The sequence below is a fragment of the Streptomyces sp. NPDC007084 genome (assembly GCF_040703595.1).
Classification (GTDB): Bacteria; Actinomycetota; Actinomycetes; order Streptomycetales; family Streptomycetaceae; genus Streptomyces.
The window spans coordinates 83,029-95,794 of the sequence record NZ_JBEYFY010000004.1 but is presented as its reverse complement, the minus strand read 5'-3'; the positions used below and the strand labels follow the sequence as shown (position 1 = coordinate 95,794).

Here is a 12,766-nt window from a genome sequence, read left to right as displayed (position 1 = left end):
GCGTCGGCGGACCGGCTTGGCCTCGGCCTCGGGTGCGTCGGCGGCTTCCGCGTCGGCGGTCGTGGCCTTGGCGCGGGTGCGCCGCGGCTTGGTCTCGGCGACCGTCTCCGTCACGCCCTCGGCCGTGTCGGCCACGGCCTCCGCGGCCTTGCGGGTGCGGCGGCGCGGGGCCGGCTTCGTCTCGGCTTCGTCCGCGGCCTGGGCCGGGATTTCGGCGTCGGTGACGGCCTTGCGGGTGCGTCGGCGGACCGGCTTGGCCTCGGCCTCGGGTGCGTCGGCGGCTTCCGCGTCGGCGGTCGTGGCCTTGGCGCGGGTGCGCCGCGGCTTGGTCTCCCCGACCGCCTCCGTGACCTCGGTCGCGGCGGCCTCGACGGTGTCGACGGCGGCCTCCGCGGCCTTGCGGGTCCGGCGCCGCGCGGGCTTCGCCGGCGCCTCTGCCACCTCTGCCACCTCGGCCGCCTCGATGGTCTCGGCGACCGGTTCGGCGGCCTTGCGGGTCCGGCGGCGGGCCGGCTTGGCGGGAGCCTCCACGGCGTCCGCCACGACCTCGGCGGCGACACTCTCGACCACGGCCTCGGCCGCGGTCACCGCCGCCTCGGCGTTCTCGATCGCCTCGATGCTCTCGGCGGTCCTCCGGGTCCGGCGACGACGCGTCCTGACGGGCTCGTCGGTGGCGCCCTCGGCCGTCGCCACGGCGGTCACCGCGGCCTCGGCCACCGGCGCGGCCACGGCGGCGGGCTCGGAGCCCGCTCCACCGCGCGTACGACGACGGCGACGCGGCGTCCGGGGCTCGGCGGCCCCGTCGGTCTCGGGAGCCGGCGCCGGAGCCTGCGTGGTGCCCTCGGGGGACGCGGACGGCGTCGCGGACGACTCGTCCATCGGCGCGCCGTTGCGCGTACGACGGCGGCGGCGCGGGGTGCGCTCCGCCCGTTCGCGCTCACGCTCGGGGGCGGCCGGCGCGGACGAGCGGCCACCGCGGCCCCGCGGACCGCCACGGCCACCGGTCTCGCCCAGGTCCTCGACCTCTTCGGCCGCGAGCCCCGCGCGGGTGCGCTCGGCACGCGGCAGGACACCCTTGGTGCCGGCCGGGATGTTCATCTCCTCGAAGAAGTGAGGAGAGGTCGAGTAGGTCTCCGGCGGGGCCGGGAAACCGAGGTCCAGCGCCTTGTTGATGAGCTGCCAGCGCGGGATGTCGTCCCAGTCGACGAGGGTGATCGCGATGCCCTTGGCGCCCGCGCGGCCGGTCCGGCCGATGCGGTGCAGGTACGTCTTCTCGTCCTCGGGGGACTGGTAGTTGATGACGTGGGTCACGCCCTCGACGTCGATACCGCGGGCGGCGACGTCGGTGCAGACCAGCACGTCGACCTTGCCGTTGCGGAAGGCGCGCAGCGCCTGCTCGCGGGCGCCCTGGCCGAGGTCGCCGTGGACCGCGCCGGAGGCGAAACCGCGCTGCTGGAGCTGGTCGGCGAGGTCGGCCGCGGTGCGCTTGGTGCGGCAGAAGACCATCGCGAGACCGCGGCCGTCGGACTGCAGGATCCGCGCGACCATCTCGGGCTTGTCCATGTTGTGCGCGCGGTAGACGAACTGCTTGGTGTTCGCGACCGTCGCGCCCGAGTCGTCCGGCGTCGAGGCGCGGATGTGCGTGGGCTGCGACATGTAGCGGCGCGCGAGACCGATGACCGCGCCCGGCATGGTCGCCGAGAACAGCATCGTCTGACGGCGGGCCGGCAGCATGTTCATGATCTTCTCGACGTCGGGCAGGAAGCCCAGGTCGAGCATCTCGTCGGCCTCGTCGAGGACGAGCGCCCGGATGTGGCCGAGGTTGAGCTTCTTCTGGCCCGCGAGGTCCAGCAGGCGTCCCGGGGTGCCGACGATGACGTCGACGCCCTTCTTCAGGGCCTCCACCTGGGGCTCGTAGGCCCGGCCGCCGTAGATGGCGAGGACGCGGACGTTACGCACCTTGCCGGCGGTCAGCAGGTCGTTGGTCACCTGGGTGCACAGCTCGCGCGTCGGCACGACGACGAGGGCCTGCGGGGCGTCGGTGAGCTGCTCGGGCGTGGCCCGGCCGGCCTCGACGTCCGCGGGGACGGTGACGCGCTCCAGGAGCGGGAGGCCGAAGCCCAGCGTCTTGCCGGTGCCGGTCTTGGCCTGGCCGATGACGTCGGTGCCGGAAAGGGCGACCGGGAGCGTCATCTCCTGGATGGGGAAGGGGTTGATGATGCCGACGGCCTCAAGGGCTTCGGCCGTCTCGGGAAGGATTCCGAGCTCTCGGAAAGTCGTAGTCAGGGTGCTGCCTCTTCTGTGTACGCGGTGCGAGGCGAGCGCGGGGGTCGTGTCGGGACCGTGCCGGGGACGTCGGCCGCTCTGTGACGGGCGGGCCGAGTGGCATGGGACCACTGCCGACGCTCGAGCTCTCGTGCCGCTGAGGGTCCCTCCGGATGCCGTACGCGATGTGCCGTACCGACGAGGAGGGCTGTCGGGTCGGAGCCGATCGGGCCACCGACCGGGCATCCTCATTCGTGCGGCCCGACACATACTCGCCGGGCGCATTACCACCATACCCCGGAATCGCGCATACGCGATGGCCGGTTTGGTCACGTAGTCGTCGTCACACTGGTTGACCAGGGACTTCCCCCGTGCGGTGAGAGGGCTATTGTGCGCTTCATGACGACGCCTGACAACGCCGCTGAGAAGCCCGCCGAGGCCCCCGCCGACACCGCTCCGACGGCCGGCGGCATCGCCGCGCAGAACTGGGACACGGCCTCCGCCGACCCGCAGTACCGCGCCGCGGTCGTGGACCTGCTCGGAGCGCTGGCGTACGGCGAGCTGGCGGCGTTCGAGCGGCTCGCGGAGGACGCCAAGCTGGCGCCCACGCTCAGTGACAAGGCGGAGCTGGCGAAGATGGCGTCGGCCGAGTTCCACCACTTCGAGCAGCTGAGCGACCGGCTCTCGGCGGTCGGCGCGGACCCGGGACAGGCCATGGACCCGTTCGTCGCCGCCCTCGACGGCTTCCACCGGCAGACGGCCCCCTCGGACTGGCTGGAGGGGCTGGTCAAGGCGTACGTCGGCGACTCGATCGCCAGTGACTTCTACCGCGAGGTCGCGGCCCGCCTGGACTCGGACACCCGGGGGCTGGTCCTCGGCGTCCTGGACGACACCGGGCACGCGAGCTTCGCCATCGAGAAGGTGCGGGCCGCGATCGAGGCCGACCCGCGGGTGGGAGGCCGCCTCGCGCTGTGGGCGCGCCGGCTGATGGGCGAGGCGCTGTCCCAGTCGCAGCGGGTGGTCGCCGACCGTGACGCCCTGTCCACGATGCTCGTCGGCGGGGTCGCGGACGGCTTCGACCTCGCGGAGGTGGGCCGGATGTTCTCCCGGATCACCGAGGCGCACACCAAGCGGATGGCGGCGCTGGGGCTGGCCGCCTAGCTCCCGCCAGAGCCGAGCGGGCTTCCGGTCCTCCGGCCCGTGGCCTCCGGCCCGTGGCCTCCGGCCCGTGGCCTCCGGCCCGTGGCCTCCGGCCCGTGGCCTCCGGCCCGTGGCCTCCGGGCCACGGCTCCCTCCCCGTACGGAGGGTCAGCCGTCCGGCTTCCTCCCGTACGGCGGGTCAGCCGGGCTTTCTTCCGTACAGCGGGTCAGCCGTTCGGCTCCCGTCGGTGCGACCGGAACTGGCGCACCCGGCGGAACGGCCTACGCGGTCGCCGAGCGCCGGCGAAAACGCTCCTGCGGGCGCAGCAGCAGCGACAGCAGCGCGGCGGAGACGGCGACCGCTCCCACGAGGATGACCAGGAAGTGGCCGGAGCCCAGCGCGGTGTGCGCCAGGAAGGCGCCGAACAGGCCTCCCGCCACTCCCGTCGACAGGACCAGACTGCGCGCCGGCAGCCGGTGGGGCAGGCGGTACGCCGCCGCCCACGCCAGGGCCAGACCAAGCAGCGCGGAGCCGAGCGCTTCCAAGAACATGGTGGGGTGTCCCTCCCTCACGGCCGGTGCAAATCGGTCGTAGCCGGTCCTACCCGTGGCGTGCGGAACGCAACCCTCCCCTGTGGCCGAACTGTGCTCCATCTGTGGAGGAGTTCGGGTGCGGCCGGGATGCGCGCGACGGGCCCGGTGACATCGTCACCGGGCCCGTCGGGTACCTCTGATCCGCTCTGCGAACCTCTTACAGAGCGCTGAATCCGACCTTGCGCTGCGTGGGCTCACCGAGCTCCACGTAGGCGAGGCGGTCGGCCGGAACCAGGACCTTGCGGCCGTGGTCGTCCACGAGGCTGAGGAGCTGCGACTTGCCGGCCAGCGCCTCCGACACCGCGCGCTCGACCTCCTCCGGGGTCTGACCGCTCTCCAGAACGATCTCGCGGGGCGCGTGCTGCACGCCGATCTTGACCTCCACGGCTTTGTCCCTCCGACGGTCAGTCATGTGCGCGTTCGTACGCGCCGTACGCAGCACACATTAGCCCGGTGAGGGGACGTCCACGCTCCGCCCGGGAACGCCAGGAGCGAACAGGGGGCGGGAACAAAAGAGCGGTCCGCTCCGTGGTGGTCGTTGCCGTGCGACGGCCGGTGCCGCTGCGACGGCCGGTGCCCGTGCGACGGTCAGTGGTGGTCGGTGCCGTGCAGCGGGAAGCCCGCGATGCCGCGCCAGGCGAGCGAGGTCAGCAGCTGCACCGCCTGGTCGCGCGGCACGCTGCGGTCGCTGTGCAGCCAGGAACGGGCCACGACCTGCGCCAGCCCGCCGAGCCCCGACGCGAGGAGCATCGATTCGGCGCGCGAGAGACCGGTGTCCTCCGCGATGACGTCACAGATCGCCTCGGCGCATTCGTGCGTCACCTTGTCGACCCGCTCGCGGACCGCCGGCTCGTTGGTCAGGTCCGACTCGAAGACCAGCCGGAAGGCGCCGCCGTCGTCCTCGACGTAGGCGAAGTAGGCGTCCATCGTGGCGCGGACGCGCAGCTTGTTGTCCGAGGTCGACGCGAGCGCCGCCCGCACCGCCTGGAGCAGCGACTCGCAGTGCTGGTCCAGCAGGGCGAGGTACAGATCGAGCTTCCCCGGGAAGTGCTGGTAGAGGACCGGCTTGCTGACGCCCGCGCGCTCGGCGATGTCGTCCATGGCGGCCGAGTGATACCCCTGAGCAACGAACACTTCCTGGGCGGCGCCGAGGAGCTGGTTGCGTCGGGCACGGCGCGGCAGGCGAGTGCCCCGCGGGCGTGCCGCCTCTGTCTGCTCGATGGCTGTCACGCCGCCTCCCAAAGTTGTCCACTGCGGTGTGCGCCGCGCCGCCATCGTACTTTTCGGTAACCGTGCTGTGTGCGGTGCGAGCGCACAATTTCACGTACCGGACGCCGACGGCCCGGGCGCACAGCGGGCCGAAGGGGACGAGCTGGACGCCCGCCCCTCCCTACGGCCCTGATCAGCGGTGTCGCGCCACCGGTCGCACGCTCACCGGTAGTCGTCCTCGTTCAGCCGGACGATCCGCGCCTGCTCGGCGAGATCCGCCTCGTCCGCGCTGAGCGGATCGCCCGGCGGGCGCGGGTCGTCGTCGTCCGCGGGGTCCACCTCGGCGGCCTGCTCGGCGGCGTCCGCCTCGGGGGCCTCCGCGTCGAGGATGTCCCGGAACTGGTCGTCGAACGTTCCGGAGTCTGTCGGGTCGACTGTCATGGTTCCTCTTCCCGAACGGTACGAGTGCGCTCCTGACGTACGGACGAGTGCCCTCGATCGAAGCCTAGGAGACACACGATCCGGGCGCTATGCGATCCGCCCGCCATCTGTGACGGCGAACACATGAACCCCGGCGTGATCGTCTCGTAACATTGCGGCATGTCTTCGACCGAACTCCCGTCCGCGGTGGCCGCCACCGTCACGCCCAGGGTCGGTTCCGTCAGGGTCGCCGAGGGCGAGCGGCTGCGGTCGGTCGGGCTCCCCGGGGTCACGCTGACGATCCGGTCGAGGCCCCCGGCCCGCGAAGGACTGCCGCCCGCCCTGTACGTGCACGGTCTGGGCGGTTCCTCGCAGAACTGGTCGGCGCTGATGCCGCTGCTCGACGACCTCGTGGACAGCGAGGCCCTGGACCTGCCGGGCTTCGGCGACTCGCCGCCGCCGGACGACGGCGACTACTCGGTCACCGGACACGCGCGCGCGGTCATCCGTTATCTCGACGCCTCCGGACGCGGGCCCGTCCACCTGTTCGGCAACTCGCTCGGCGGCGCCGTCTCCACGCGCGTCGCCGCCGTCCGCCCGGACCTCGTCCGCACGCTGACGCTCGTCTCGCCCGCCCTGCCGGAGATCCGCGCGCAGCGCAGCGCCTGGCCGACCGCGCTGCTCGCGCTGCCCGGCGTGGCCGGTCTGTTCACCCGGCTCACCAGGGACTGGAGCGCCGAGAAGCGCGTACGCGGGGTGACCGCCCTGTGTTACGGCGATCCCACCATCGTGACGCCCGAGGGGTTCCGCAACGCGGTCGAGGAGATGGAGCGGCGGCTCGCCCTGCCCTACTTCTGGGACGCCATGGCGCGTTCGGCGCGCGGCATTGTCAACGCGTACACGCTGGGCGGGCAGCACAGTCTGTGGCGCCAGGCCGAGCGCGTTCTCGCACCGACGCTGCTCGTCTATGGCGGACGCGATCAACTCGTCGGCTACCGTATGGCCCAGCGCGCGGCCCGTGCCTTCCGTGACTCCCGGCTGCTGACTCTGCCGGACGCGGGGCACGTCGCCATGATGGAGTATCCACAGACGGTGGCCACAGCCTTCCGTGAACTCCTCGCGGACCAGGGAGAGTTGACCTCCGAGGCGGCAACCGGCGCGGAGAGCTGAGGCAGGAAGTGGGACGACACAGTCGTCGGGGGCGGGCCGACCAGGCGGACACCTCGCGAACGCGAGCGGTGCCCGGGGCCGAAGCGTCACCCGAGCCGGGCCCGGACCCGGTCCGGCGAGCGGCTGCGCCCCGTCCCGGCCCCCTCGGGCCCTACCCGCCCGCGAACACCCCCGCGCCCCGCAGCGCACCCCCACGCGCCGACGTGACCCCGTCCCACGGCTTCCCGACGGTCTCCGACGGCACTCCCGCGCGCGGGATGCCCCGGTTCGTGGACGGGACGCCGGCGCACGGTGTCCCGCGTTTCCCGGACGGCACCCCGGCGCACGGGGTGCCGCGCTTCTTCGACGGCACACCCGCCCACGGCACGCCCCGACTTCCCGACGCAACCCCCGCGCACGGCACGCCCCGGTTCGCCGACGGCACCCCCGCGCACGGCACGCCCCGGTTCGCCGACGGGACCCCGGCGCGCGGGGTGCCCCGGGTGCGGGGTGGGCATCCCGAGCAGTGGGAACAGGGCGGCGGCTGGGGGGAGCCGGGGGGCGGAGTGGCTCCTCAAGGCCCGCCCGCCGGGCCGATGGTCCCGCGTCAGCGTCAGGAGCGTCCGGGCGTCCCGCCGAGCGCCCCTCGGCAGGCGTACGTCGACGCCTTCGACCTCGCCACCGACTTCGACACCGCCACGGACGAGGACGACGACCTCTTCGCGTCCCGCGCGGGCGCTCCCGGCCGGACGCCCGGCCCCCGGACCGAAGACGACCCCTACGACTTCGGCTCGGACGAGGGCGCGCGGGCCGGCGCGGCGGGCGGCTCCGGTGTGCCGCCGGTGCCGGAGAGCGGGACGCCGGACAAGGGGCGCGGCGGCAAGGGGCGGGCGTTCACCGGCATCGCGGCGGCCGCCGTCATCACCGTGCTCGCCGTCGTCGTCGCCGGCCAGGTCGCCACCGGGCGGCAGGACACCGACGCCCGGGCCCGGTCCGCCGCCGCCGGTGACCGGGTGACCCGCGATCCAGCCTCGCGCGGTGACGGCAGGCCGACCCAGGCCGGCCGCCCGAGCACGGCCGCCCTCGCCCTGACGTACGACCAGAAGATGGCCAAGACGTACGCGTTGGGCCCGAAGCTCAAGGGGCCGGGGAAGTTCGACGCGGTCCCCGGGTTCGACAAAGCGCCCGGAAAGGGGCGTAAGTACGTCTATCGGATCGACGTGGAGCAGGGACTCGGCCTCGACGGCGCCCTGTTCGCCGAGGCCGTCCAGAAGACCCTGAACGACAAGCGGAGCTGGGCGCACGGCGGAGCCCGCACCTTCGAGCGGATCAGTTCCGGCAAACCGGACTTCGTCATCACCCTGGCGAGCCCCGGCACCACCGCCACGTGGTGCGCCAAGTCGGGCCTCGACACCACGGAGGACAACGTCTCGTGCGACTCGGCGTCCACCGAGCGCGTCATGATCAACGCCTACCGGTGGGCCCAGGGCTCCGTGACCTACGGTGACAAGATTCACTCCTACCGGCAGATGCTGATCAACCACGAGGTCGGTCACCGGCTCGGATACGGGCACGTCAGCTGCACCAAGGACGGCGCGCTCGCCCCGGTCATGCAGCAGCAGACCAAGTTCCTCGACCACGACGGAATCCACTGCCGGCCCAACCCCTGGGCCTATCCCGGGAGTTGACGCAGGCCTCTGAGGTCACGTTGACATGCGCCGAAAGTTCGTTCATATTTTTCCGCATGTCGCCCCGTCACGCCTCCGCCCGCGCCGCCATCGAGCTGGCGCTCATCGGCGTGACCGCGCTGTGCGTGGCCGACATCGACTGTCGCTGACGCCCGCCCCCGGCGAGTGCGTCGCTTTCCTTCTCGTCTCCTTCCCGTGCGCCCCGGAACCTCTCCGGTTCCCCGCGCCCGTACCTTCTCCGGTCCGGTCGGACTCCGACGCTTGACGCCCTGGGCGGGCTCCGCGCTCCGCTGTCTCATTCCGCGTCACCCCGTCTCAGTATTCGAACCACCCGAGAGGTCGTCTTCCGATGCGTCAACCGTCCCTCATAGCCCGCCGTGCGGCAGTGGCAACCGTCAGCCTGGTCGTGGCAGCGGGCGCCGCCGCCTGCGGCCCTGAGGACAACGATGCCAAGAGTTCCGGAGGCGGCGACTCCCAGGCGAAGAAGGGCGGCACCCTCACCGTCCTGAACTCCAACCCGCAGTCCGACTTCGACCCCGCGCGGCTGTACACCTCCGGCGGCGGCAACGTGCCCTCGCTCGTCTTCCGCACCCTCACCACCCGCAACCGCGAGAACGGCGCGGCCGGCGCGAAGGTCGTGCCCGACCTGGCCACCGACACCGGCCGCCCGAGCAAGAACGCGACCGTGTGGACGTACACCCTGAAGAAGGGCCTCACGTACGAGGACGGCACGCCGATCACCTCCGCCGACATCAAGTACGGCATCGAGCGCTCCTTCGCCGCCGAACTGTCCGGCGGCGCGCCCTACCTGCGCGACTGGCTCATCGGCGGAGCCGACTACCAGGGTCCCTACAAGGACAAGAAGGGCCTCGACTCGATCGAGACGCCCGACGACCTGACCATCGTCTTCCACCTGAACAAGCCCGAGGGCGAGTTCCCCTACCTGGCCACGCAGACGCAGTTCACCCCCGTCCCGAAGGCCAAGGACACCGGCACCAAGTACGAGCAGCACCCGGTCTCCTCGGGTCCGTACAAGGTCGTCAAGAACGAGAACGACGGCGAACGGCTCGTCCTGGAGCGCAACACCCACTGGTCCGCCTCGACCGACGCCGAGCGCAAGGCCTACCCGGACCGGATCGACGTACGGTCCGGTCTGGACTCCTCCGTGATCAACCAGCGGCTGTCCTCCTCCCAGGGCGCGGACGCCGCCGCCGTCACCACGGACACCAACCTCGGCCCGGCCGAACTCGCCAAGGTGACCGGCGACAAGGAGCTGGCCTCCCGCGTCGGCACCGGACACTTCGGCTACACGAACTACATCGCCTTCAACCCGAAGGTGAAGCCGTTCGACAACCCGAAGGTGCGCCAGGCGATCTCCTACGCCATCGACCGCAGCTCGGTCGTCAACGCGGCCGGCGGCTCCTCGCTCGCCGAGCCCGCCACCACCTACCTGCCCAACCAGAAGTCCTTCGGCTACACGCCCTACGACCACTTCCCGGCGGGCGCCTCCGGCAACGCCACCAAGGCGAAGGAACTGCTGAAGGAGGCCGGTTACAAGAACGGCCTCACCGTGACCCTGACCCACTCCAACAGCAAGGACTTCGAGACCAGCCCGGAGATCGCGACCGCCATCCAGGACGCGCTCAAGAAGGCCGGCATCACCGTCAAGCTGCAGGGCCTGGAGTCGAACGACTACAGCGACAAGATCCACAGCGCCAAGACCGAGCCGGGCTTCTTCCTCGCCCACTGGGGTGCCGACTGGCCCTCCGGCGGCCCCTTCCTGGCCCCCATCTTCGACGGCCGGCAGATCGTCAAGGACGGCGCCAACTTCAACACCGGCTTCCTGAACGACAAGTCGGTCAACAGCGAGATTGACGCGATCAACAAGTTGACCGATCTTGACGAGGCCGCCAAGCGCTGGGGCGCACTGGACGAGAAGACCGGCGAGCAGGCGCTGACCGTGCCGCTGTTCCACCCCGTCTACAAGCGCCTGTACGGCAAGGACGTCAAGAACATCGTGATCAGCGACTGGACCGGCGTTCTGGACATCTCCCAGGTCGCGGTGAAGTAGCACCGTGAGCGACGTACTCGTCGCCTCCACGGCCCCCGGGACGGACTCCTCCGTCCCGGGGGTTTCGGGGGCCCGTCAGTTCTGGCGGCGGCTGCGCGCGCAGCGGGCCGCCCTCGCCGCGGCGGCCGTCGTCGCCCTTCTGGTCTTCGTCGCGGTCGCCGCGCCGCTGCTCACCGCGATCGAGGGCCAGGACCCCACCACCTACCACCCCTCGCTGATCGACTCCGCGCGCGGCGGCGTCCCGGTGGGCTCGCTCGGCGGCATCAGCGCCGACCACTGGCTCGGCGTCGAACCGCAGACCGGCCGCGACCTCTTCGCCCGTCTCGTGTACGGCGCCCGGGTCTCCCTCGGCGTCGCCCTCGGCGCGACGTTCGTGCAGGTCCTCATCGGCGTCGTGGTCGGCGTCGCCGCCGCCCTCGGTTCCCGATGGGTTGATCAACTGTTGAGCCGGTTCACCGAGATCATCCTCGCGCTGCCGCTGATGATCATGTCGCTGGCGCTGCTGGCGATCGTGCCCGGCAGCTTCCCCCGGCCGCTGCTGGTCGCCCTCGTCATCGGCCTGATCGCCTGGGGCAACGTCGCGAAGATCACGCGCGCCCAGACGCTCACCCTCAAGGGACTCGACTACGTCTCCGCCGCCCGGCTCAGCGGCTGGGGCACCTGGCGGATCGCCCGCCGCGAACTGCTGCCGGGACTCGCCGCGCCGGTCATCACCTACGCCGCGCTTCTTGTCCCGATGAACATCAGCGCGGAAGCCGCGCTGTCCTTCCTGGGCGTCGGAGTCAAGCCCCCGACACCCTCCTGGGGACAGATGCTCACCGCCGCCGACGTCTGGTACCAGGCCGCCCCGCAGTACCTGCTGCTGCCCGCCGGCGCGCTCTTCGTGACCGTCCTGGCGCTGACCGTCCTCGGCGACGGCATCCGCACGGCCCTCGACCCCCGCGCGGCCTCCCGGCTGCGCATCGGCACGGGCCGCAGGCGCGAGCGCAAGGCGGACGCCGGGACCGGGAAGACCACGTCGGGTGCGGATGCCGGGACCGAGAAGACCTCGCCGGGCGCGGACACCGGGACCGGGAAGACCACGTCGGGCGCGGACACCGCGGGCGGCGTCGGGGCCCTCGGCGCGCGGGCCGAGGCGGACGCGGCCGGCCGGAAGGAGGACCAGGCATGAGCGGCTTCGGCGGGTTCGTCCTGCGCCGCCTCGTCGGCACCGCGCTCACCCTGCTCGCCATCTCGGTGATCGTCTACGTCGTCTTCTTCGTCACGCCCGGCAACGTCGCCCAGATCACCTGCGGCCCCCGCTGCTCCCCGGAGCAAGTGCACCAGGTGGCCCAGCAGTTGAGGCTCGACGACCCCCTCTACCTGCGGTACTGGCACTTCCTCCAGGGCATCCTCGTCGGCCAGGACTACTCCACGGGCACCTCCGTCGAGCACTGCTCGGCGCCCTGCCTCGGCCTGTCCTACCAGGGCGGCCAACAGGTCACCCACCTGATCTTCACCAAGCTGCCGGTCAGCCTGTCGCTGGTGTTCGGCGCGATGATCCTGTGGCTGATCCTCGGTGTCGGCACCGGTGTGCTGTCCGCGTGGCGGCGCGGCCGGCTCAGCGAACGCGTGCTGACCGGCGTCACGCTCGCCGGCGTGGCCACGCCCGTCTTCGTGATCGGCCTCGTCCTGATGATCGTCGTCTGCGGACAGCTACGGCTCCTGCCGTTCCCGCAGTACGTCAGCCTCACCGACGACCCCGAACAGTGGGCCTGGAACCTGCTGCTGCCCTGGCTCTCCCTCGCCCTCATCGAGGCCGCCACGTTCGCCCGGCTGACCCGGGCGTCGATGCTGGAGACCCTCGCCGAGGACCACATCCGCACCTTCCGCGCGTACGGCGTCGGCGAGCGGTCGATCATCGGGCGGCACGCGCTGCGCGGGGCGTTCGCGCCGATCATCGCGCTCAACGCCAACAACGTCGGCAGCGCCATCGGCGGCGCGGTCCTCACCGAGACCCTCTTCGGACTGCCCGGCATAGGCCAGGAACTGGTCCACGCCGTGAATGTCGTCGACCTTCCCGTGGTCGTCGGCATGGTCATGGTCATCGGCTTCTTCGTGGTCATCGCCAACGCCGTCGCGGACGTGCTGTACGCGGTGGCCGACCGACGGGTGGTACTGGCATGAGTCCGACGGGTGGTACTGGCGGGAGTCCGACGGGTGGTTCTGGCGTGAGTGACGCAACGGCCGG

At 71.9% G+C, this 12,766-nt stretch carries 12 protein-coding genes; 7 read left to right on the top strand and 5 right to left on the bottom strand.

The window, feature by feature from the left end; all coding sequences use genetic code 11:
• On the bottom strand, nt 1-2,193 hold a 2,193-nt coding region (locus tag AB0912_RS05460), incomplete at its 3' end, for a DEAD/DEAH box helicase (protein ID WP_366696625.1).
• 471 nt (nt 2,194-2,664) lie between these two features.
• Between AB0912_RS05460 and AB0912_RS05455 the strand changes: the two genes are divergently transcribed.
• On the top strand, nt 2,665-3,426 hold the full coding sequence (locus tag AB0912_RS05455; protein WP_366696624.1) for a ferritin-like fold-containing protein: 762 nt from the start codon (nt 2,665-2,667) through the stop codon (nt 3,424-3,426).
• Nucleotides 3,427-3,687: 261 nt separating this feature from the next.
• Here AB0912_RS05455 and AB0912_RS05450 read toward each other — a convergent pair whose 3' ends face one another.
• From AB0912_RS05450 to AB0912_RS05435, 4 genes are all read right to left on the bottom strand, one after another.
• Nucleotides 3,688-3,957: a hypothetical protein gene (locus AB0912_RS05450; RefSeq protein ID WP_366696623.1), complete on the bottom strand. Its 270-nt coding sequence runs from the start codon at nt 3,955-3,957 to the stop codon at nt 3,688-3,690.
• 199 nt (nt 3,958-4,156) lie between these two features.
• Nucleotides 4,157-4,384 (bottom strand): DUF3107 domain-containing protein, encoded by a 228-nt coding sequence (locus AB0912_RS05445; RefSeq protein ID WP_028801993.1) that lies wholly within the window; start codon nt 4,382-4,384, stop codon nt 4,157-4,159.
• Nucleotides 4,385-4,587: 203 nt separating this feature from the next.
• A complete protein-coding gene (locus AB0912_RS05440) occupies nt 4,588-5,229 on the bottom strand; it encodes a TetR/AcrR family transcriptional regulator (RefSeq protein WP_366696622.1) in 642 nt (213 codons plus the stop codon).
• Nucleotides 5,230-5,430: 201 nt separating this feature from the next.
• Nucleotides 5,431-5,649 carry a hypothetical protein gene (locus AB0912_RS05435; RefSeq protein ID WP_366696621.1) on the bottom strand — a complete coding sequence of 73 codons (219 nt, stop codon included), beginning with the start codon at nt 5,647-5,649 and terminating at the stop codon, nt 5,431-5,433.
• Between the two features lie 159 nt (nt 5,650-5,808).
• On the opposite strand from AB0912_RS05435, the gene AB0912_RS05430 reads away from it, so the two are divergent.
• The 6 genes from AB0912_RS05430 to AB0912_RS05405 all read left to right on the top strand — a co-directional run bounded on the left by AB0912_RS05430 (nt 5,809) and on the right by AB0912_RS05405 (nt 12,702).
• Nucleotides 5,809-6,798 carry an alpha/beta hydrolase gene (locus AB0912_RS05430; protein WP_366696620.1) on the top strand — a complete coding sequence of 330 codons (990 nt, stop codon included), beginning with the start codon at nt 5,809-5,811 and terminating at the stop codon, nt 6,796-6,798.
• Between the two features lie 8 nt (nt 6,799-6,806).
• Nucleotides 6,807-8,465, top strand: a complete 1,659-nt coding sequence (locus AB0912_RS05425; RefSeq protein ID WP_366696619.1) for a DUF3152 domain-containing protein — start codon at nt 6,807-6,809, stop codon at nt 8,463-8,465.
• Nucleotides 8,466-8,521: 56 nt separating this feature from the next.
• Nucleotides 8,522-8,614 (top strand): Ms4533A family Cys-rich leader peptide, encoded by a 93-nt coding sequence (locus tag AB0912_RS05420; RefSeq protein WP_366696618.1) that lies wholly within the window; start codon nt 8,522-8,524, stop codon nt 8,612-8,614.
• A gap of 200 nt (nt 8,615-8,814) precedes the next feature.
• A complete protein-coding gene (locus tag AB0912_RS05415; RefSeq protein WP_366696617.1) occupies nt 8,815-10,536 on the top strand; it encodes an ABC transporter substrate-binding protein in 1,722 nt (573 codons plus the stop codon).
• Nucleotides 10,537-10,540: 4 nt separating this feature from the next.
• Complete coding sequence (locus tag AB0912_RS05410; protein ID WP_366696616.1) at nt 10,541-11,707, top strand: ABC transporter permease; 1,167 nt, start codon at nt 10,541-10,543, stop codon at nt 11,705-11,707.
• Entirely contained in the window at nt 11,704-12,702 is a 999-nt protein-coding gene (locus tag AB0912_RS05405) for an ABC transporter permease (protein WP_366696615.1), read from the top strand. Before AB0912_RS05410 ends, AB0912_RS05405 begins: the two co-directional genes overlap by 4 nt.
• The last annotated feature ends 64 nt before the right edge of the window (nt 12,703-12,766 follow it).